This window comes from Rhizobium sp. 1399, assembly GCF_031455475.1.
Lineage (GTDB): Bacteria > Pseudomonadota > Alphaproteobacteria > Rhizobiales > Rhizobiaceae > Rhizobium.
In genome coordinates this window covers 817,623-839,614 of sequence record NZ_JAVDSU010000002.1, presented here as the reverse complement: position 1 = coordinate 839,614, position 21,992 = coordinate 817,623, and the positions used below count along the sequence as shown (strand labels likewise).

18 protein-coding genes are annotated in these 21,992 nt (G+C 59.6%); 10 read left to right on the top strand and 8 right to left on the bottom strand.

What is annotated here, in order from left to right; all coding sequences use genetic code 11:
- Positions 1-88 precede the first annotated feature (88 nt).
- The 3 genes from J2X71_RS09975 (at position 89) to catE (ending at position 3,927) form a co-directional block, all read left to right on the top strand.
- Positions 89-946: an SDR family oxidoreductase gene (locus J2X71_RS09975; RefSeq protein ID WP_310381766.1), complete on the top strand. Its 858-nt coding sequence runs from the start codon at positions 89-91 to the stop codon at positions 944-946.
- A 255-nt stretch (positions 947-1,201) separates the two neighbouring features.
- Positions 1,202-1,702: a ferritin-like domain-containing protein gene (locus J2X71_RS09970; protein ID WP_310381764.1), complete on the top strand. Its 501-nt coding sequence runs from the start codon at positions 1,202-1,204 to the stop codon at positions 1,700-1,702.
- A gap of 86 nt (positions 1,703-1,788) precedes the next feature.
- Positions 1,789-3,927, top strand: coding sequence for a catalase C (gene catE, locus J2X71_RS09965; RefSeq protein WP_310381762.1), 2,139 nt, complete (start codon positions 1,789-1,791; stop codon positions 3,925-3,927).
- A gap of 77 nt (positions 3,928-4,004) precedes the next feature.
- Here catE and J2X71_RS09960 read toward each other — a convergent pair whose 3' ends face one another.
- The 3 genes from J2X71_RS09960 to J2X71_RS09950 all read right to left on the bottom strand — a co-directional run bounded on the left by J2X71_RS09960 (position 4,005) and on the right by J2X71_RS09950 (position 8,433).
- Positions 4,005-4,337 (bottom strand): helix-turn-helix transcriptional regulator, encoded by a 333-nt coding sequence (locus tag J2X71_RS09960; RefSeq protein WP_310381760.1) that lies wholly within the window; start codon positions 4,335-4,337, stop codon positions 4,005-4,007.
- A 235-nt stretch (positions 4,338-4,572) separates the two neighbouring features.
- Positions 4,573-6,627 (bottom strand): ATP-binding protein, encoded by a 2,055-nt coding sequence (locus J2X71_RS09955; RefSeq protein WP_310381758.1) that lies wholly within the window; start codon positions 6,625-6,627, stop codon positions 4,573-4,575.
- A 270-nt stretch (positions 6,628-6,897) separates the two neighbouring features.
- The gene (locus J2X71_RS09950) at positions 6,898-8,433 is read right to left on the bottom strand and encodes a histidine kinase dimerization/phosphoacceptor domain -containing protein (protein WP_310381756.1); all 1,536 of its coding nucleotides are present in this window, start codon (positions 8,431-8,433) and stop codon (positions 6,898-6,900) included.
- Between the two features lie 893 nt (positions 8,434-9,326).
- On the opposite strand from J2X71_RS09950, the gene J2X71_RS09945 reads away from it, so the two are divergent.
- Positions 9,327-9,707: a hypothetical protein gene (locus tag J2X71_RS09945; protein ID WP_310381754.1), complete on the top strand. Its 381-nt coding sequence runs from the start codon at positions 9,327-9,329 to the stop codon at positions 9,705-9,707.
- A 90-nt stretch (positions 9,708-9,797) separates the two neighbouring features.
- Entirely contained in the window at positions 9,798-10,097 is a 300-nt protein-coding gene (locus J2X71_RS09940; protein ID WP_310381752.1) for a GCG_CRPN prefix-to-repeats domain-containing protein, read from the top strand.
- Between the two features lie 134 nt (positions 10,098-10,231).
- Here the strand turns inward: J2X71_RS09940 and J2X71_RS09935 are convergent, their stop codons facing one another.
- The 4 genes from J2X71_RS09935 to J2X71_RS09920 form a co-directional block, all read right to left on the bottom strand.
- Positions 10,232-10,630 (bottom strand): VOC family protein, encoded by a 399-nt coding sequence (locus tag J2X71_RS09935; RefSeq protein WP_310382181.1) that lies wholly within the window; start codon positions 10,628-10,630, stop codon positions 10,232-10,234.
- Between the two features lie 2 nt (positions 10,631-10,632).
- A complete protein-coding gene (locus tag J2X71_RS09930) occupies positions 10,633-11,403 on the bottom strand; it encodes a FadR/GntR family transcriptional regulator (protein WP_310381750.1) in 771 nt (256 codons plus the stop codon).
- A 61-nt stretch (positions 11,404-11,464) separates the two neighbouring features.
- Entirely contained in the window at positions 11,465-12,559 is a 1,095-nt protein-coding gene (locus tag J2X71_RS09925) for a Gfo/Idh/MocA family oxidoreductase (RefSeq protein WP_310381748.1), read from the bottom strand.
- Between the two features lie 13 nt (positions 12,560-12,572).
- Positions 12,573-13,583, bottom strand: coding sequence for a Gfo/Idh/MocA family oxidoreductase (locus tag J2X71_RS09920; protein ID WP_310381746.1), 1,011 nt, complete (start codon positions 13,581-13,583; stop codon positions 12,573-12,575).
- Positions 13,584-13,836: 253 nt separating this feature from the next.
- On the opposite strand from J2X71_RS09920, the gene J2X71_RS09915 reads away from it, so the two are divergent.
- From J2X71_RS09915 to uxuA, 5 genes are read left to right on the top strand one after another with little or no spacing between them, the layout of a single operon-like run.
- On the top strand, positions 13,837-15,117 hold the full coding sequence (locus J2X71_RS09915) for an ABC transporter substrate-binding protein (protein WP_310381744.1): 1,281 nt from the start codon (positions 13,837-13,839) through the stop codon (positions 15,115-15,117).
- Between the two features lie 22 nt (positions 15,118-15,139).
- Complete coding sequence (locus tag J2X71_RS09910; RefSeq protein ID WP_405049694.1) at positions 15,140-16,138, top strand: carbohydrate ABC transporter permease; 999 nt, start codon at positions 15,140-15,142, stop codon at positions 16,136-16,138.
- The gene (locus J2X71_RS09905) at positions 16,131-17,219 is read left to right on the top strand and encodes a carbohydrate ABC transporter permease (RefSeq protein WP_405049693.1); all 1,089 of its coding nucleotides are present in this window, start codon (positions 16,131-16,133) and stop codon (positions 17,217-17,219) included. The genes J2X71_RS09910 and J2X71_RS09905 overlap by 8 nt, the downstream gene beginning before the upstream one ends.
- 9 nt (positions 17,220-17,228) lie before the next feature.
- Positions 17,229-18,308, top strand: coding sequence for a sn-glycerol-3-phosphate ABC transporter ATP-binding protein UgpC (locus J2X71_RS09900; protein ID WP_310381742.1), 1,080 nt, complete (start codon positions 17,229-17,231; stop codon positions 18,306-18,308).
- 41 nt (positions 18,309-18,349) lie between these two features.
- Positions 18,350-19,573 (top strand): mannonate dehydratase, encoded by a 1,224-nt coding sequence (gene uxuA, locus J2X71_RS09895; protein WP_310381741.1) that lies wholly within the window; start codon positions 18,350-18,352, stop codon positions 19,571-19,573.
- A gap of 10 nt (positions 19,574-19,583) precedes the next feature.
- Here the strand turns inward: uxuA and J2X71_RS09890 are convergent, their stop codons facing one another.
- Complete coding sequence (locus J2X71_RS09890) at positions 19,584-21,698, bottom strand: carboxy terminal-processing peptidase (protein ID WP_310381739.1); 2,115 nt, start codon at positions 21,696-21,698, stop codon at positions 19,584-19,586.
- Positions 21,699-21,992: the final 294 nt, after the last annotated feature.

Below are 21,992 nucleotides of genomic sequence, written 5' to 3'. Positions count from 1 at the left end.
CCGCTTCTGCCGCGAGCGAAGACCGAAAGTTCATTTGGCCGACGTCATCTGGCGCCGGTCCGCGGTCTCAAACCTGGAGGAACAGACAATGGCCAATTACCCGACCCCACCCTTCGATACGCCGCGCCAGCCCATGCCGGGCACGACCGAGGCGATGTCGCCGGTACCTGACCACGGCGAGCAGACCTATCGCGGGTCTGGCCGACTAACCGGCAGGAAGGCCGTCATTACCGGCGGCGACAGCGGCATCGGACGGGCCGTTGCGATTGCCTATGCCCGCGAGGGTGCGGATGTTCTCATCGCCTATCTCGACGAGGACGAAGACGCACGCGAAACCAAAAAGTGGATCGAAGAGGCAGGGCGAAAGGCCATCCTCGTCCCGGGCGATCTGCAGAATCCCGAGCATTGCCGCCACATCATCGAAACCGCACGCAGCGAACTTGGCGGCATCGACATCCTCGTCAACAACGCGGCGCATCAGGCAAGCTTCAAGGATATAAGCGAGATCAGCGATGACGAGTGGGAGCTGACCTTCAAGGTCAATATCCATGCGATGTTCTATCTGACCAAGGCGGCAGTCCCGCATATGAAAGCGGGCAGCGCTATCATCAATACCGCCTCAATCAATGCCGATAGTCCAAGCCCGCACCTGCTCGCCTATGCGACGACCAAGGGCGCCATCCAGAACTTCACGGCCGGTCTCGCCCAAATGCTGGCGGAGAAGGGCATTCGCGCCAATGCCGTCGCGCCGGGCCCGATCTGGACCCCGCTCATTCCCTCCACGATGCCGGACGAAGCCGTAAGGAATTTCGGCAAGCAGGTCCCGATGCAACGTCCTGGCCAGCCCGCCGAGCTTGCGACCGCCTATGTGATGCTCGCCGATCCGCTGTCGAGCTATGTTTCGGGGGCAACGATTGCCGTGACGGGCGGCAAACCGATCCTGTGAGCTGGCGCGCTCTGAGGCCAGCTAGACTGTCGAGCGGCCGGCGCACAATGCCGGCCTTTGACGTTCCAGCTGGTTCGAAGGTTCACCTCAAGGAGGCGCCAGGGCGGCGAAGCAACCGCCGACCGGGTGTCTTTCGTTCCAGTACGGTCGGGGACGGGAACAATCACGCCGCGCAGACATTGGGAATGCGTCCGCACCCGGTAGACGGAAGGACGGATTAGCACCAACAGCGCTTCGCCACAGAAGGACCCCATCATGGCAGCCACCAAGACGCTCGACGACCTTTTCCTTGATACACTCAAGGACATTTACTTCGCGGAAAAACAGATCCTGAAGGCTCTGCCAAAAATGGCGCGCGCCGCCCAGTCCGAGGACGGTAAGGCCGGCTTCCTCAAGCATCGCGATGAAACTCAGGGCCAGATCGAACGCCTCGAACAGGTCTTCGGACTTTTGGACAAACCGGCCCGCGGCAAGACCTGCGAGGCCATCCAGGGCATCATTGCCGAAGGCGAAGAGATCATGGAGGAATACAAGGGCACGGTCGCCCTTGATGCCGGTCTGATCTCGGCAGCACAGGCCGTCGAGCACTATGAAATCGCACGCTACGGCACGCTGATCACCTGGGCCAAGCAGATCGGCCTCAACGACGCTGTCGCCCTTCTTCAGGCAAACCTCGCCGAGGAAGAGGCCACGGACAAGAAGCTGACCGAGCTCGCACTCGCCTCGGCCAACGCCAAGGGGAAGAAAGCCGCCTGAACCGACATAGGTCCCACGAGAAGGCCGCCCACCAGGGCGGCCTTTCTCCAATCGGCAATTCACACATATCGTAAGGGATTGAGACAATGACCAAGAAAACGTCGACGCCCGCCAGAACAAACACAGCGACGATCCACGACCAGAAACTCCATCGCGGCGAAGGTGGCGAGCTTCATCAGTTCGCCGAAGATGGGCATCCGGTTCTAACGACCGCCCAAGGCGGACCCATAGCAGACGATCAGAACAGCCTGCACGTTGGGGTTCCTGGACCTGCGCTCATCGATGACTTCCACTTCCGCGAAAAGATCTTCCATTTCGACCATGAGCGCATTCCCGAACGCGTGGTCCACGCGCGCGGCTACGGCGCACATGGTTTCTTCGAGACCTATAAGTCCCTGGCTGACTATACGCGGGCCGACGTCTTCCAGCGCCCAGGCGAAAAGACGCCCGTCTTCGTGCGCTTTTCGACGGTTGCCGGCAGCAAGGGGTCCTTCGATCTTGCCCGGGATGTTCGCGGCTTTGCCGTGAAAGTGTATACCAAGGAGGGAAACTGGGACCTCGTCGGCAACAACATCCCTGTTTTCTTCATCCAAGACGCCATCAAGTTTCCCGACATCATCCATTCCGTGAAACCGGAGCCGGACCGGGCATTCCCGCAGGCGCAGTCCGCCCATGACAACTTCTGGGATTTTATCAGCCTGACGCCGGAAAGCATGCATATGATCATGTGGGTCATGTCCGACCGGGCGATCCCCCGCTCCTTCCGCTTCATGGAGGGCTTCGGCGTCCATACCTTCCGCTTCGTCAACGCCAAGGATCAGTCGACATTCGTCAAGTTCCACTGGAAACCGAAGCTCGGGCTGCAGTCCGTCGCCTGGAACGAGGCGGTCAAGATCAACGGCGCCGATCCGGACTTCCATCGCCGTGATCTCTGGCAGGCGATCCAGTCGGGCAATTTTCCGGAGTGGGAATTGTGTGTCCAGCTCTTCGATCAGGAGTTTGCCGATACATTCGATTTCGACGTGCTCGATCCGACGAAAATCATCCCGGAAGAAATCCTTCCCGTTCAACCGATCGGTCGGCTGGTGCTCGATCGCATGCCCGACAATTTCTTCGCCGAGACGGAACAGGTCGCCTTCATGACGCAGAACGTTCCACCGGGGATAGACTTCAGCGACGATCCGCTTCTGCAGGGCCGGAACTTTTCCTATCTGGACACTCAGCTCAAGCGCCTCGGCGGGCCGAACTTCACGCATCTGCCGATCAATGCGCCCAAGTGTCCCTTCCATACCTTTCAGCAGGACGGTCACATGGCGATGCGCAATCCGGTCGGCCGGGTCAACTACCAGCCGAATTCCTGGGGAGAGGGTCCACGGGAATCGCCTCAGAAAGGCTTTCGACATTTCGCGTCCGAGGAACAAGGTCCAAAGCTCAGGTTGCGCCCGGAAAGCTTCGCCGACCATTACAGCCAGGCGCGCCAGTTCTACATCAGCCAGACGCCGCCCGAGCAGCGCCACATCGCCATGGCGCTGACCTTCGAACTCAGCAAGGTCGAAAATCCTATCATCCGCGAGCGGATGGTATCCCATCTTATCAATATCGACGAAACGCTGGCGACCACCGTCGCAGAAAAACTCGGATTGCAGTCTCTGCCGAAACCAGCTGAAGCCGCCATTCCAACGCGCCAGGACCTGGAGCCCTCACCGGCGCTCAGCATTGTGAAACGCGGTCCAGGACGCTTCGAGGGGCGCAAGCTTGGCATCCTGATCACCGACGGCGTCGACGCCAAACTGCTCAAGGGCCTGACAACAGCGCTCCTCAGGCAGAAAGCCGTCTTCGAACTGATCGCTCCGAAGGTCGGTGGCGTGACCGCTTCGGACGGCACTCGGATCGAAGCGCAGCATATGATCGATGGCGCACCCTCGGTGCTTTTCGATGCGATCGCACTTTTGACCTCGCCGGCGGCCATCGAGGATCTCGTCAAGGAGGCTACGGCTCGCGACTTCGTCGCCGACGCCTTCCAGCATTGCAAGTTCATCGGCTATGATCCGTCGGCACTGCCGCTGCTTGAAAAGGCGGGAATTTCCGAAAGTATCGACGAGGGCGTGCTGAGCTTGCCCGGGGAAGATGGCATCGCCGCCTTCGTCACCGAACTCGGCAAGCTGAGGGTCTGGGGCCGGGAACCCTCCGTCAAGCTTGGCAAGGCCTCGCCGCCGATAAAATGAGGGCAAGTCGGGACGCGACGTGGCGTCCCGCAGCTTTCTGTCTGAACCTTCGTCCGCGATGCTCGGCGCCGGTAGTCTCAGCCGCCCGCACCGGGCGGTGCATCATTCTCGAAGAATTCCCGGTACTGGATCGTTTCGTCTTCAATGGTATCCAGATTGGTCCCGGCCGGTTGGCTGAACCGGACACCGGATCCGCCCGGGCTCGAATAGTTTCCGTCGAGAAACGAAACATCTGCCGAATGGACTGCGTTGACGATCGCGTCAATTGCTCGCGCCTCTGCCTCCAGCTGCCCTGGCATGGCTTCAAGCTCTTGGATCAGGGGCAATGAAACCCGCGCGGCTTCGGCAAGGTCCTTCTGCTTCCACCGCAATAGCGCGCGAGCTGCACGCAGCTGTTCGCTCGTAATCATAACACCGCATGCTCCAACCGAATTGTCTGACGAGGCGACCTGACCGGTGACCGCCTCACTTGGCGCTTGTTCCAGCGTCGCATCTCCGCAAAGGGCAAACGGCAAAGATTGACCTGGGTTCCGTTCGAAAGGGCCGGTGGATATCAGCGTGACCGCCGATGGAGAGAAGCATCGGTACCGGCGTGGGTTTGCCGCAGTCGCGCGAAAAAATGAGTCTCACACAGGTGTCGGCTGATCAGCCCTTTGTCGGAATTTCCAGACGTACGACGTTTGCCGATTGGACCACCGAGGTTTTCGCCTTCTCCAGGCAGGCGGCCAGATCCTCGACCTTGAAGGGTTTCGGGACGACCGGACGTCCGACTTCCGTACCGGCCTCCAGCCTGTCGCTATAGCCAGTCATCAGCACGACGGGCAGAGACGCATTTCTGCGGCGGATCTCCTCGGCAAGCTCGATGCCTGACATGCCCGGCATCATGATGTCGCTGACGATCGCCTCGATTTCAGGATGACGGTTCAGGATCTCGATCGCCTCGGGTCCACCTGCGGCGACGAAGATCGTCGGCACGATGCCGTCAAGCGCCAGTCGCACGGATTCCAACGATGCCGGTGTGTCGTCGACGATCATGATTGTACGGGGAAGGTTCGCCGAAGGAGCTGTATCCGCACGCACCGCCCGCGGCTCGTTTGATCGCGGCAGAAGCAAGGTAAAGGCGCTGCCGTGGCCGGCCAGACTTGCGACTTTGACTGCACCGCCGCTGCCGGTGGCGAAACTGTGGACCTGCGTCAGACCAAGGCCCGAGCCACCATTCTTCTTGGTAGAAAAGAACGGCTCGAACACCCGTGCGAGATTTTCCGGGGCAACACCTGTCCCGGTGTCGGAAATCGTCAGCGCGACGAACGGCCCCTCCAGCCCGGAATCCTCGGTGGCGGCGTCGAGCACATTGCGGGCGGAAATGGTGACCTTTCCGCCTGCCGTCATGGCTTCGCGCGCATTCGTCAGGATGTTGATCAGGGCAATTTCAAGCCCCGCAGGATCGACGTGAACCGGCCAGGTATCTTCCGGAACCCTGATCTCCATCAGGATCGCGTCGTTGACGGCTTGGCGCAGCAGCGGAGACAATTCGGCAAGCCTGACGTCCAGCTCGACCTGGGAGGCGCCCTGGTTTGAGCGTCTTGAAAACGACAGCAGCCTTTGCGTGATCGCCTTTCCCCGAGCGACTCCATCGCTCATATGCGCCAGAAGCTGCGTCACACGCTGTTCGTCATTTCGTCGCCTCTTGATGCCCTCCACTCCGGACTGGAAAACCATCAGGAGATTGTTGAAATCGTGGGCCGCCTGCCCCGTCAGCTTTCCAAGCGCATCCATCCGCTGCCAGTTGGCCATACTCTCCCATTCCCGATTTCTGGCGCGCACCTCCCTATAGAAGAGGAATACAGCCGAGCCTGACAGCAGGAACGTGAAACAGCTCGCCGTCACGAGCAGCATGGTGGCCCTGCGCGCCAGCCGCTCGTAGTCGGAGACCGGCAGGCCAACCCTCACCCGCCAGGGCGTGTCGGCGAGCGCGACTTCGGCGACCCGAAGCTCCATCCCGTCCTTGAGCGTGGCCGCGCCGATGTCCTGGCCGGAGAAGGTTGCGAATTCGCTGGCCGGATTACCGGCAAGCGCGGGAGCGCCGGTCGATGCCACCAGACGGTCCCGTCCATCGACGATCCAGGCCGACCAGGATCCTGGAAGTCCATTGGCGTAAAGCAGTTTGGTCACGATCGTTGGACGGATCACCACCGACAGGACGGCTTTCAAACGATCGCTTCTCTGGATCGGGGCGCGCAACGCAAAGGCCGCCTGGCCTTTCGGCCCGATGGCGATATTGCCGACCAGGGCGACACCTGTGCGAACCAGGTCGTCGTGGCTTTCCATGTCCACAACGTGCGTATCAGCCGACGGATCGAGCGGCGGGAACGACAGAACCACTTCGCCCTTCTCATTCGAAATGCGGATCTGCTCCCACTCGGGCACACGATCGCGCAGACGCCGCGCAGTCTCGGCAAAAGCCGCGCGGGGAATCGGAGGGTCGAGGCGGGGAGAGTCGGCGACGATCGAGAGCAACTGGATCTGGCTCTTGAGTTCACGTTGAAGAGTAGCGGCCAGCGTCGCTGCCCGGCCGCGAATGTCATCGTCGAGAGCGGCTTGCTGCTCCTTGATGAAGAACCTTCCCATCAGCGCCGCCAGTATGATGACCGGAATGAGCGACGCCGTAATGAGAAGGAGCGCTGGCCGGGTTTTGTTCAACGGACACTCCGGATGTGTTCTTCGAGCCCTATCAAATAATCCAGGGTAGGAAACTTGCAATGCCAAGCTGCGACGAGACTGAACTTTCCCCCTAAAGATACGCAGTGACAGCAGAGCTGGTATCATAACTCGGCTTCCGAATGGGTATGCTTCAACCCGTCAGACCGCATCGCCAGCCGGCTGTCGATGCGAATCACGAACGTCATTTGCCTAGGTCTTCCAGATCGCCAGCAGATCACCGTAGATCTGAGGTCCATGGACGTGTGGCGGCTACCGTGCGGTAATCGACAATAGAGCGGTAAAGACGGTACCTTGCGCCCGCTCGGTACCGTAAGTCCCATCCATCTGGCCGACGAAGGATTTGATCAACCTGCTTCCCATGCCGGTTTCCGTTGCAACCGGCTCATATCCGACGCCGTCGTCCGCCACTTCAAGCAGGACCTTGCCGTCGGGACGCTGAAGCAGCCTGATGCGGATATGTCCGTCGGCCCGGCCGACAAAGGCGTATTTCATGCTGTTTGTCAGAAGTTCGTTCAACAGCAATGCAAATGGCGTGGCCTTGTCCGCATCGATCCTGATGTCGTCGATCTCGAAGGTCAGCTTGATTTCGCGATCATGCAGCCCGACCAGCGTGCGAACCAGGTTTGGGACGAACTGCCGTGCAGTGACGCTGCTGAACTGATCGAAGCCGTACATTTGTTCGTGCACCGCCGACATGGCGACGATCCGCTCGTTCACCCTCCGGACGGTTTCAGGCCGCAACCCCTGCAGCCGGATGAGCGCCATCACGGTCTGCAGATTATTTTTCACCCGATGATGAATTTCCCGCATCAGCACCTGATTGGTTCGAAGCGCCTCGGCAAGTTCGGCGGTGTGGCGCGCGTCCGCATGCGCCAGCCTCAGGATCTTCAATCCGCCGATCACGGCCGCGCAAAGGGCCAGAAGAACGATCAGCGCGGCAATCGAAACATCGGTCCAGAAAGGCTTGAGGATTGCCGCGGTGTCGGCCGATGCGATGGCGACGAAGGGTGTGCGCTCGACGATGCGGTATGCCACCAACCTTTCGACCTGGTCGACGGGTGAGACAGACACATAAGAGCCCGACGTTGCCTTGCGCATATAGTCGGTGAACAGGACGTAGTTGCCGAGATCGACAGCTTCTTTCGGCTCGGGATATCTTGCGATCAGCTTTCCATCGCGCCTCAGGAAGCTCACCGTCGAGCCTGGCCCGAGCGACGCAGCGTCCCAGATCGATCGCAGCATCCCCACATCAAACGCCAGGATCGCGACGGCTTCGAACTTGTCGTTCCGCTCGATGCGCGCAGCCGAGAGGAAGACGTGGCGATCTGTGTTGCGCATGACCGTCATCGCCGACGTATGGTCCTCTGCGCCATTGGCCAGGCGACGGAAAAAGGTCTGGTCGACGATGTCGGCGGGGCTGCTTTCCCGGTCGGTCGAATAAAGCAGGGTCCCGTCCGCGGCGACCACATAGGCGGTTGCAGTGGTCGGCAATTCGGCCGTCGCGGCGTTGAACCTTCGAATGCGCTCCCCGTCTGACAAGGCTTCCGCCGTTCCGAAGGCATCATCCATGCGGTGAAGGGTCTGGCGCGCCAGGGAGTTGATCCAGATCGCGTTGGCTGCAACGATCTTGGCCGTGGCTGTGACCTGATCTTCTCCACGCCTGAAAGCGGACATGTAGCTCGAATGCAGCCAGAAGCCCAAGACAAGCGAGAGCGCAAGGAACATTGACACGATGGCGGCTATTGCGGCCCTGCCGACAATCGTGAAGCCTTTCGTGAGGCCCATCGAATCCCCATGGATTTAACAGGCGGTACTGTCGGATAGCAGGCTATCAGAGTCAAGGATAGGTTGCAGCCGTCCCACTCTTCCCATTCTCCGCAACCCGATTTAAGGGACGAACACACGCTTTCCGAGCTTGCTGGCGAAAGGTTCCGGCTGATGAAATCGGCACCCCAAGACGGCGTCGACTGTTCGGCGACCCCAACGGCTCAGGTCCATGCCTGCAAGCCTGCGTAAACTATGCAATTGCCTCGGGATCTATGTCGCGAAGTCACGCCACTCTACCCGCCAATGGGATGAGGACGATGTGAGGAACCAGCTCAGAACCTTGGACCGCCTTCGATCGGACGAGTTCGGAAGGCTCGATTGTGCGGCGGCTGACATTGCTGCCTTTCGACGAGAATTATGGTATTCTCAAAATTACGGTTGTCCTTGGCTGGGAGGCAGTTGATGGTCGCGCGAAGGGACATGACAAGCGACGAATGGAAGTGGCTTGTGCGGCTCTGCCAGCACGAGGCGGACAGCATTCCCAAGGCGATCGAAGCGAGGTTAACCGAGCTCGGACTATCCGGGCCGAATGGTCTTTCGAACGAAGCGAGAGACCTGGTCCAACATGAATTGTTGAATGAGCGGCGAAATCGGCTGCAGGGCCTTCATTGAGTTATTGATCGGACCCAAAGGAAGTATGCGATCTCTTGCGCCAGGTCCAATTCGCAAGGCAGAACTTTTCTGCGAGCCGACAGGCACGACAGTGCTTGCAGCAGCATGCAATCTGTTCGTGACAGGCAAGATCGACTGAACGATACAGTCGTCCGCATCGTCACGCACCAGTCGCAGCCCCTCAATAGGAACTATCGCCTCGACCCATCGTTACCTCCGCACAAAAGCGAGGTAACGTCATGAAGAAAATTATAGGACTATCGGCGGCTATCTTTGGATTGATCTCCACTTGCGCCTTTGCGCAGGCCCCAGCTGAACCATCGCCGCTTCCACCCTCGTCGCCAGAAGCCAGTAAGGAAAATCCGCCACCTGCGCCGAATTCTTCAAGCAAGAACGAAGAGCGTGCGGACGCTGATTGGCATTCGCAGCCGAGGGAGCGCGGCGCCCGGTTCCACATCGAGAACGGCCAGACCAGGATCGACCTCAGGTGCGCCGACGGGGACTCCACGAAGGACTGCGCCGACGCAGTTCTGCAGGTGCTGGAGCATTTGCAAACATCCAACTCCGGCAACAACGATCGACGCGGCGATGATCGACGTGATCGCTGGGAGCGCGACTAGCAGCTGAAGCTGTCACTCAGGTGAACGGCGTTTTCAGCCTCGGTTCACCGGGACAGGCGCTAAATCCCTCCGACAATCGGAGAAACGAAGATGCGAAAACTTCTAGTCACTGTGGCCCTTCTCGCAGCCGGAATAACAGCCGGAGCCGCAAATGCCGCGCCTGTTGGCAACGTAACGGCGCTGGCAGCCTCGAACGTCATAACGGTCGACTATGCGTGTGGCCGCGGTTATCATCTGAGCCCGCGCGGCTTTTGCCGACCCAATCGGTGGGCACCGCCGCCGCGACGCTATTACGGTTGGGATCGCAGCTACGGTTGGGATCGTCCGCATCGTGGCTGGCGCGAATACAGACGCTACGATCGCTGGGATCACGATCGCGACTGGCGGTAATCATTCCTTTCGTCGGCCGGACCAAACGGGAGTTCGATACGGCCGGCCCCGATGGGCGGCGCGCTTTTCCCTTGCTGTCGAACTCATGGACGGATGCGTGTCTGCGAAAGCCTGAGGCTGTCGGCGATGAAGCTTTAGTTCGCTCGTTCAGCAAGTTCGATGAGGATGCCATCAGGATCGCGCACGAACGCCACTTTGTGCAGTATCTCGCGATTGATGGCGAGGCGCGGCCGCTCCTTTAGCTCGACGCCGGCCTTCTCGAGCTTCGCGAAGGTCTCGTCGATGTTCTCAAAGAGGAAAGTCAGGTGCCTGAGGCCAGCGACACCTTCCGGGACGTCGACGGCCCGCGCCGCGCCGTCGGCGGGCGCGAAGACTTCCAGCATAGCGCCGCCGGCATCGAGGAAGGCGATATGAGAGCCATCGGACGCAGTCTTGCGCAAATGCAGGCGCAGGCCAAGAAGTGTGCAATAGAATTCGATGGCGCGATCCATGTCGCTGACCGTCATGCCAACATGCTCGAAGGATTTCAGCATTTTCATAGGCCCTTCTTTTCGTCGAGCTGCATGATGTCCGGGGAAAACCGGCCGCGCTCGTATGCGTCCATCAACTCGTTGCTTACGTTGCGTATGTGGCGGGCCATGGCCTTGTAGGCGGCGTCCGGGTTACGCAGGCGAAGGGCTGTCAGGACGGCGTGGTGGTCGCCGATCCATAGCGGGCGCACACTTGGTGCGTGAATATGTTCGTGGAGCTTGCGCCACATCACGGATTCGTCTCGCTGCGCCCAGAGGGCCTCGACAATCGAGACGATGATGGCGTTACCCGTCATGCGCGCGATTGTCATGTGGAAGTCGCGGTCGCCCTTTTCCTTGAGCAGCATGACATTTGTCTCCTGCTCCATCTGGGCAATGCATTCTTCCAGCACCAGGATATCGTAATTCGTCGCTCGTTCCGCAGCCATCGCGGCTGCGCTCGACTCGACTGCGAGCCGTGCCTCCAACAATTCGAATGGGCCCGGGCCGATATCGGCGCTGATCTTCTCAAAATTGTTCGAGATGTTTCGTGCGGGCAGCACAACGATGCCCGCCCTACCCTTGACCTCGACGATGCCGCGCATCTCGAGCGCAATAACTGCTTCACGTACAACAGGCCGGCTGACCTGGAGCTCTTCGGCCAACTCTCGCTCCGAGGGCATGCGCCAGTCCGGATTTGCGGTATTCGCCTCGATCATGCGGGCGATGCGCCGGGCAACGATCTGGTATAGACGCTGTTCACCCTGAATTCGGAAGCCTTGTGCGGCGAACTCCATTCACTCTCTCCTTGTCTGCGCCGCCCGCTCGAGCGACGCGACTTTGCAATGGGCTATTATATCAGGCGTTGGCGACCAGGCGCTGCTGCTCTTCCGGCAGCCAGGAACGATAGAGCGGATGGTCGGCCGTGATAGGCATCGGCGTCGGCTGGCCGGAACGCTGCGAGTAATAGGCGGCTGTTACGAGCTCCAGCGAATTGCGCGCATCCTGCAGGGTGACCGGCGGATCCTTGCCCTCCATAAGGGCCTGATGGAACAGCTCGAACTGGCGCGTATAACCGTCTTCCTTGGCTTCGTAGCCGGCAAGCGCTGCGTCGATGCGGGCCTGATGTTCCTCGGTCCCCGCGATGAAGGTCCAGGGATCGCGACCCATCGTGTAGGGTTCCAGAATACTTTCGGCGACGAGATCGCTGAAGCAGAAGCGCAGCCTGGAGATTTCCTTGCGCGAACCGAGTGTCATGGAGAGGGTCGCGAGCGAGCCGTTCTGCATCTTCACGGCAAGCGCCATCGTGTCCTCGACCTCGATCCTGTTGAGGAGCGTCGCGCCATAGGCAAACACCTCGGCACAGGGGCCATGCACATAATTCAACATGTCATGGGCGTGGATCGCATGGCCGAGCAGGCCGCCCCCGAGCTCCGTCGCCCATTTGCCACGCCACGGAACCTCGTAATACGCGGGGCCGCGCCACCAATGGGTCTCGATCGTCGTCATGAATGGCCGGCCGGCAAGGCCGCGCTCGATCAGAAGCTTCAGCTTCTGCAGGCCGCTGCCGTAGCGATACTGAAAGATCGGCATCAGCTTCTTGTCGGAGCGAGCGACGATGCGGCTCATCTCATCGACGTCGGCAATCGAGCCGAAAAGCGGCTTTTCGCAGATGACGTGCTTGCCACTTTCGATCGCCTTTTTGCAAAGTTCATAATGCGAATCCGGCGGCGTCGACACGTCGATAATGTCGAGATCGTCACGCGCAAAGAGTTCATCGACGTTCTGCGTGTATGTCGCTATGCCGTGCTTGGCGCAGAGTTCGCGACCGCGTTCCTCATCGAGAGAGCAAAGTGCGCGGACTTCGAAAAGATCCTTGTTCCAATCGTAACCGATCAGATGGCGGGCGGCGATACCTGCTCCGATAACGCCGACGCGCAATTTCTTGGTCATGATATTTCCTTCCTTACCGTCCGCCCAGCGTGGCGGCCTTGGTCTGTGCTTCGATTGAAAGGCGGCAGACTTCGTAGACATGGTTCTGCGTCATCGCCGTTTCGCTGCGGTCGCGCACATCGGCGGCAAAGGCGTCGAAATAATCGAGCTTCTCGCCACTGCAATCGATATGCGTCATCTCCTTGCCGTTGACGAGGAAGAGATGATCCTTGCCGGGCCGGCCGGCGATATCGATATATTTGCGCAGCTCGATATAACCCTCGGTGCCGAGAATGGTCAGGCGTCCGTCGCCCCAGGTGGGCAGCGCCTCCGGCGTGAACCAGTCGACGCGGACATAACCGCTCGCCTTGTCGGAACGCAGCAGCACTTCGCCGAAATCCTGGAAATCAGGCTTTTCCGGCATGCCGAAATTACCAACAGAGCTTGCGACCACCTCACCCGTCGTCGAGCCGGTGTAGAACAGGAACTGGTCGACCTGATGCGAGGCGATATCGACGATGATGCCGCCGAAGGCTTCCGGATCGAAGAACCAGTCCGGCCGTGTCGGCAGCTGCAGCCGGTGCGGCCCCATGCCGAGCGTCTGGATGACCTTGCCGATCGCCCCTTCCTTCACCAGCTTGCCCGCCTTGACGGCGGAGCGCACGCAATGACGCTCGGAAAAGCAGATGGAGAAGATCTTGCCGGTTTCGGCAACGGTACGTTTGACCTCGTCGAGCTGAGCAAAGGTCGTCACACCCGGCTTGTCGGTCATCACATCCTTGCCAGCCTTCATGGCGCGGATGGCAAGGCCGGCGCGGTCGCGCGGAATGGCGGCAATGCAGATGACATCGATCGAGGGATCGGCAAAGATCTTCTCGCGATCGATCTGCGGCGCATCCGGATAGGTCTTCTCGAACATTTCGCGGATTGCAGGCACAGTCGTTTGCGGGCAATAGCCGACGAACTCGCCACCGGCCGCCAGCAATCCCTTCACATGATCGAACGTGTGCCCATGGTCGATCCCGACGACGGCAAATCTCAGCATCGCAGTGTTATCCTCCTGGTTTTGACGGCACTCCCAGCCGCTCAAACTGGTTAGACCAGATATCCAAAAAAACAGCCTGTCAAGGTGGATTTCTGAGCGAGCTCCGGCGATAAAATGCATATCATATTGATATTAAATGACGAAAAATTTTGATTCAAAAAGCTGGTTGACAATCTGGTAAGACCAGACAAGTTTTGATGCGAGATTACTGGACGGGCGGGAGGCCCGTGACTGATCTCTGGAGGAGCAAGATATGACACTCACTCGCATTGGCTTGCGGGCGGCATCAGCGCTGCTCGCGGTCACGGCGCTGACGGGTATTGCCCAGGCGCAGGAAATCACAGTTTATTGCGACGACATCGGTTTTGGCTGCGTTACGATGGCGCCGATTGCCAAACGTTTCGAGGCAGAAAATCCCGGCACCACCATCAAGCTCGAGACCGTAAGCTACCAGACGATCGTCGAAAGCTTGCCGGTGCAGCTCGAATCCGGCGAGGGTCCCGACGTTGCAATCATCACCGACCTTGGCGGCCTGAGCCGCTACTATCTCGACCTTACGCCTTATGTGAACGTCGCCTCATTCGAAAAGGAATATGGGCAAGTCCTGCAATGGCTGCGGGGCGCCGATCCCAGCAGCAAGGCGATCAACGGCATGCCGACCTCGCTGACTGTCAATGGTGCTTATGTGAACCTTGCTCTCTTCGAGCAGGCAGGCGTCCCAGTTCCGAAGGAAGGGGCAACCTGGGCAGAATGGGCTGAGGCGACGCGCAAGGTCTCCAAAGCCACCGGCACTGATTTTTCCATGGAGATGGACCGGTCCGGTCACCGCTTTGCAAGCCTTGCTATCAGCTACGGTGCAGAGCTCGTCGACGACAAGGGCCAGCCGGTGATCGACAAGGGCCTGAAGGATGCCATCGAGCAGTTCGTCGCCTGGCACAAGGATGGCACGATGCCGATGGATCTGTGGGGCGCCGTCGGCGGCGCAACCCATCGCGAGCTCTTCTCGGACTTCCTGAACGCCAAGACCGTCTTTTATTTCGGCGGCTCCTGGACCCTGAGCCAGATGGACAAGGAAGTCGGCGACCTCTTCGACTGGGAAGTGGTGCCGGCACCCTGTGGCCCCTCCTCGTGCACAGTCATGCCGGGCGGTGGCGCTCTCGTCGGCTTCAAGCATACCAAGAACCCGGAACTCGTCGGCAAGTTCATCGACTATGTGGCCCAGCCCAAGAACAATGCCGAGATCATCGCTGCGGCCGTCGAAATCCCGTCGAGCAAGTCGTTGATCGATGGCGGCGTGACCTATCCCGGTGCGTCCGAGCGCACGCAGCAGTCGCTGTCGACCTTCATCGCCCAGATCCCGAAAATGGCGCCGGCCGCCTATCGCTTCCAGGGCTGGCGCTATCAGCGCGCCATGATGAACGCGATGACGACGCGCGTCAGCCAGGTCCTGAACGGCGAACTCGACGTCGATACCGCTCTTGCCAGAATCAAGCAGGACGTCGAACTCGCCATCAAGGCTGCCGGCGGCAAATAAGACCCGGCGGGAGGAGCAAGACATGGGCTTTAGAAGCCAGACAGCTGATGTCGCAGGCAACATCGCCGTCCTGCCGGCGCGCTTCCTCGAGCCGGTCATGACCGGATTGCAGAGGGTTTTGGGCATCAGGCGAATGCCGTGGGTCTTTCTGCTGCCCAACCTTCTGGCCGTACTTCTGTTCTCGCTCCTCCCGGTCATCATCAACGTCTTCTATTCATTTACCGGAAGCGACCGGCTCTACCCGTCCGAGCGGCCTTTCGTCGGCAACGGCAACTACGCGACACTCTTTGATTGCCGCAATTATTTCGATGCATCGAGCTGCGCCAGCGACCTGTTCTGGCGTGCTGTCGGAAACAGCCTCGTCTTCGTGCCGGTCCAGGTCATCTGCATGATCGGCGTGGCACTGCTGGCCGCCATCTGCCTCAACCGCGAGATCAAGGGCCGCGGCTTCTTCCGGGCCGTGTTCTTCTTTCCGGTCATGCTCTCGCCTGTCGTGGTCGCGTTGACCTGGCAGTGGATCCTGCAGCGCAACGGCGCGCTGAACGGCATCCTGACGGCAATCGGCCTTGAGCCGGTCAACTGGCTGGTCTTTCCGAATACGGCGTTCTTCTGGTCCGTGTTCGTGACCGTCTGGGCGCATATGGGGTTCTACACGATCATCCTGCTCGCCGGACTGCAGTCCATCCCGAAAGATGTCTACGAGGCGGCGAAGATGGATTCCGCCACCAACTGGCGCGTCTTCACCCGCATTACGCTGCCGTTGCTGAAACCCGTTCTGCTCGTCGTCTTCGTGCTCTGCGTCATCCGGTCGGTCCAGACCTTCGACGAACTCTACGTGCTCACCGGCGGCGGGCCTGGTTCGGCGACCATGCTGATCGTCCAGTATATCTACGAGGTCGGCTTTGCCGTTCAGCCGCGTAATTTCGGCCTTGCCGCCGCCGCGTCGATCCTGCTTGGCATCGTTCTCCTCATCTTCACGGCTCTCCAGCTTCGCTTGTCGAGGAATTCGCAGAATGGCTGATGTTGCGCTCAACAAACCCGAAACATCCGTGCGCGGCCTGCTGACAGCACGGCGCGGGCGCCGAAGAATGGACCTCAGCGACGTGCTGACCTACGGCTTCCTGGTTGTCGGATTGCTGATCATGTTCACGCCGGTCGCCTGGCTGGTACTCTCCTCCTTCAAGACGCAGGCGAACCTGCAGGAATTCCCGCCGAGCATCCTGCCTTATTCCAGCGAGACCGCCATCGTCGAAGGTTTCGGTCAGCCGCTGCCTCTCTACGATGTAACGTTGAAGGACGGCTCCAAGCATCGCCTGGCGCAGATCCGCCGCGTCGGTCGCAACGCGCAGATGATCGATCCCTTCAATCCGCAGGCCGGCCGCGTGACCGTTTCCGTGACCGACGCGGTGGCTGTGCGCAAGGTCAGGCTTGCGACAGAGAACTATACGGGACTTGTCGCCAATTCCGGCGGCGCGATCAGCGGCTATGTCTACAACAGTCTCTTCATTACCGTCGTGGCGACGGTCATCACCCTCGTCATGAATTCCATGGCCGCCTTCGCACTCTCGAAATACCGTTTCAAGGGCAGCAACATCGCGCTCGTCTCCATCCTATCGACGATCATGATCCCGGCCACTGTCGTGCTGGTGCCGACCTATCTGATCGTCGCCGAGCTTGGCCTTGTCGGCAATCTCTGGGGCGTGATCCTGCCGACCGTTGCCACCCCGACCGGCGTCTTCCTGCTGCGTCAATATATGCTGACCATTCCCGACGAATTGATCGAAGCGGCACGCATGGACCATGCCAGCGAATGGCGCATCTTCTGGCGCATCATCCTGCCGCTTTCCTCGCCGGCGCTGGCGGTCGTTGCGATCTTTTCGATCCTGTCGCGCTGGAACGACTTCCTGTTACCGCTGATCGTGCTCAATAGGCGCGAGGTCTACACGCTGCAGCTCGCGCTCAGCTCTTTCCAGAGCGAATACGAGGTCCGCTACGACCTGCTGCTCGCGATGACGACGCTGACGGCGCTGCCTCTGGCCTGCGCCTTCATCTTCCTGCAGCGCTACATCACCACAGGCATTGCATCCACAGGCATCAAGTGAGCTTCATCCATGGCCAATCTCGTGCTTGAAAACATCAATAAATCCTTCGGCGTCCTGGAGGTGATCCCCAAAATCAACCTCGACATCGAGGATGGCGAATTCGTCGTTTTCGTCGGTCCATCCGGCTGCGGCAAGTCGACCTTGCTTCGCATGATCGCCGGCCTGGAAGAGGCAAGCGCCGGTGACATCCGTATCGACGGCGAGAGCGTCATCGATACGCCCGCCGCCGACCGGGGTGTTGCTATGGTGTTCCAGTCCTATGCACTCTATCCGCATATGACGGTACGCCAGAACCTGAGCTTCGGGCTGGAAAATATCGGCATGCCGAAGGATGAGATCGCCCGGCGGGTCGATGCGGCGGGCAAGATGCTGCAGATCGACACGCTGCTCGAACGCCGGCCGCGACAACTCTCAGGCGGTCAGCGCCAGCGCGTCGCCATCGGCCGCGCCATCACCCGCGACCCGAAGATCTTCCTCTTCGACGAGCCGCTTTCCAATCTCGATGCCGAGCTGCGCGTGCTGATGCGGGTTGAGATCACAAAGCTTCACGAACGGCTCGGCAACACAATGATCTACGTTACCCATGACCAGGTCGAGGCCATGACGATGGCCGACAAGATCGTCGTTCTGCGCCGTGGTGTGATTGAGCAGGTCGGTGCGCCGCTCGATCTCTATAACCGGCCCCGCAATACTTTCGTGGCGGGTTTCATCGGCTCGCCCCGCATGAACCTCATCGAGGGCACGGCTCCAGCTTCGGATGGGAATGCCTTGACCTTTACCGGAGAAGGCCTGCCATCCCTTACCCTGCCCACAAGCGTCAAGCTGCCCGCCGGCGCGAAGGTGACGCTCGGCATACGACCGGAGGATTTTTCGGTCGACGAACAGGGCAAGGGCTGGCCGGTGACGATCAGCGTCGCCGAGCAGCATGGTGCCAATAGCTACCTGCATTGCACGCTGCCGAACGGTGAACCGCTTCTCCTGCATCAGCAGGGGCAGAGCCGGGTCCAGCGCGGGGATACGCTCACGGTCGTTCCCCGCTCGGACCATTGGCATCTCTTCGATGCGGATGGCCTGCGTATCGAGACCTGACGGAAACGACGGCAGAGCCGGCAACAGCCGAGAGGAATCCCATGAAGCATAGCTGGCGCTGGTTTGGCCCCAATGACTTGACCCGCATCGACGACATCCTCCAGACCGGGGCGACCGGCATCGTTTCTGCCCTGCATCACGTGCCGGACGGCGATCTCTGGAGACCGCAGCAAATTGCAGAGCGCCAGCAGCAGATCGCCAACCGCAGTGATGGAACACCCTCGGGACTGACATGGGAGGTCGTCGAAAGCCTTCCTGTGTCGGAGGCGATCAAGAAACAGAAGGGCGAATGGCGCACCCATATCGCCAACTACAAGCAAAGCCTGGAAAACCTAGCCGCGGCCGGAATCTCGACCATCTGCTATAATTTCATGCCGGTGATCGACTGGACACGGACCGATCTGCGCTGGAAGGTTGGCCATGGCGGCACAACAATGCGTTATGACGCTGCCGATTTCGCGATCTTCGATATCTTCCTGCTGCAACGTCCCGGCGCGGATCGTGAATTCGCCGGGGAAATCGTCGAAGCGGCCGAAGAACGCTTCGCAACGATTGACAATGCGCGCAAGACATCGATCGCCGCCGCCGTCATGGCCGGCCTGCCCGGAGCCGCTGACAGTCTCTCACTCGATAAGGTGCGCCAGCATCTTGCCGAATATGGTGCGATCTCACCGGATCGACTGCGCGCCAATCTCATCGATTTCCTGTCAGAGGTCACGCCGGTCGCAAGCCGGCTCGGCCTGCGGCTCTGCTGCCATCCGGACGATCCGCCGTTTCCACTGATGGGCTTGCCGCGGATCATGTCGACCGAGGACGACTATCGCCGGATCATCGAAGCCGTCGATGACCCTGCAAATGGCATCACACTATGCTCTGGCGCTCTTGGTGCCCGCTCCGACAATGATCTGCCGGGCATGATGAGACGCCTCGGCCACCGCGTGCACTTCCTGCATCTGCGGAACGTCTTGCGGGAGAGCGATACTGCCGGCGGCTCCTTCCACGAGAGCGAGCATCTGGACGGCAGCGTCGACATGGTCGCTCTGATCGGCGCGATCGTGAATGAGGAGGCCAGTCGGCGCGATCAGGGCCGGGCCGACCACCAGATCCCGATGCGGCCGGATCACGGTCAGGAGATTTTAGACGACATTGGCCGTGGCGGGCAGCCTGGCTATCCCCTGATCGGGAGGATGAAAGGGCTTGCCGAATTGCGAGGCGTCGAAAGAGCGCTGAGTGCCGCCTACCGCTCGCCTGGCGCAGGAAATTGATCGGGTATGACTATTTGCCCGCGTCCCCCGATTGTTTCGTAGCTGCCCGCAACACGCCTTTCTGCAAATCTACCTCGTCGGCAAGAATGGCCGCTGCCTCGTTCAGCAAGACGTCTTTTGCTTTCTTGCGTGCATTTTCAATGGCAATATCGGCACTCAGGCTGCGCTCGTTTGACTCCAGGCCATCATCTCCACCAGGATCTTCGCCATCGCCTAACTCGGCTCGAGACTTCCGTCGATTTTCTCGAGCGGTCGCTTCCTTGCGACGTTCGGCTTCATTGAGAGAGATAATCCCCTTCTCGCGCTGCGCCTTCAGGTCGGCAATATCCTTCACGAGATCTTGGAAGTCCGGATCGCTCGCAACCCGCCCGTCATGGCGGCTTTGCAATGTCGGCAGCAACGTCGTAACCGTGTCGGCGGGCGTGTAGTTCGCGGGCTTGATCTGCGCCCACGGCAGGGCATTGTCATAACTGGTCTCGCCGAAGCTCGTCGGATCGGAAAGTCCAGGCAAACTGATATCAGGCGTCACACCGCGCAACTGCGTCGTACCGCCGTTGACCCGGAAAAACTGGGCAATCGTCACTTTCAGTTCCCCGAATTCGGGTTTGCTGTTGCGAACCATCTGGTCAAGGTCGACGACGGTCTGAACCGTCCCCTTCCCGAAACTGGGTTCGCCGACGATCACGCCTCGACCGTAATCTTGAATTGCCGCAGCAAAAATCTCTGAAGCCGATGCCGACCCGCGATTGATCAGGACACCCATCGGGCCTGTCCAGACAGGTGCTGCAAACTCAGCGCTTCTGACCTCGACCTTACCATCGCTGCCGCGTTGCTGAACGACCGGGCCATTGCCGATGAACAGACCGGTCAAATCAATCGCCTCGTCCAATGAACCGCCGCCATTGTTGCGCACGTCAATGAGAACGCTATCGACCTTTTCTTGTTTCAGTTCATCGAGAAGCTTGGCGACATCGCGGCTTGCACTTTTATAGTCCTTGTCGCCTTTGTGCCGAGCCTCAAAATCCTCGTAGAATGTTGGCAGAGTAATCACCCCGATTTTGCGCGTGACGTCGCCCACGTTCACGGACAGCACGGTCTTCCTGGCGGCCTGCTTATCGAGACTGATTTTATCGCGCACAAGGCTGACAACGCGGTGTGTGCCATCTGCGCCGGCATCCGCCGGCAGGATGTCCAAGCGCACGACGGACCCCTTTTTCCCGCGTATCAATTGCACGACTTCATCAAGGCGCGTGCCTACCACTTCTTTTATCGCACCATCCTTGCCTTGACCGACGCCGGTAATGCGGTCTCCGACCGAGAGCTTGCCGGACAACTGAGCCGGACCGCCAGGCACGAGCTCGCGGATCGTCGTGTAGTCGTCGCGCTCCTGCAGTACCGCACCGATACCAAACAGTGAAAGCTTCATCGAGATATTGAAGTCGGCCGAAGCGTTCGCGCCAAAATAGTCCGTGTGCGGATCGATCGACGTCGCATAGGCATCCATGAACAACTGGAAAACGTCGTCGCTTTTATACTGGTAGGCGCGCTCAAGAGCGTTTGCGTAGCGTTTCTCGAGCGTTTCGCGAATAGCCGCGTCGGTTTTGCCGGCGAGTTTCAACGGCAACCAATCGCTTTTGACGCGCTTGCGCCAAAGCTCATTGCTCTCGGCTTCCGACTGCGGCCAGGGCTCTTTGTCGCGCAGTACGGAATAATTTTCCTGCACACTGAAATCGAGGTCCTGCTTAAGCAAATTGCGAGCGTAGTTCATGCGATCGACAATACGACGTTCATACGCGTTGAAGATCGCAAACGGGATCTTCAAATCCTTCCGTTCGATGGCATCGTCGATCTCGCTGCGCTCAGACATGAACCTGTCGATGTCCGCTTGCAGGAAGAGCACATGGTCCGGATCCAGTGATTTGATAAACTGATCCATGATTCTGGCCGACAAGGCGTCGTCGAGTGCAATGGGCCTGTAACTGTATCGCGTGAGAAGTTGTGCACTCAACTGCGCAGCTTGCGCCTGTTGCTTTAGCGGCGCCAAAACAGGCGGTGATGCGACCTCAGCATAGGCGGACTGCGCGAGCGCAAGAAATGCAGCAAGAAAAAGGTATGGTATGCGCATTCAGCTTCGATCCAATTCTTAGTGCCTGTTGTCGATGTGCGATCTAGGCGGGTAATTATGGTTTTTTGGCAACCAAATGGTAAACGGCATGGTTTGCGAAGCCGCGAAAAACCATCCGGCACGGTCAGTCGGGAGACAATGGAGCCTATCGGGGCTTCAGCATAGCACCGCGCAAAGCGCGCAGGAAAGCGGGAATTCGCGTCACACGAGGTCGTGACAAGGGCAGCCGCAGGAGCTTCAGCATAGCGGTCCGCAGGGAAGCGGAGCCAACTGCCCAGGACTTCGCGTTCCGCC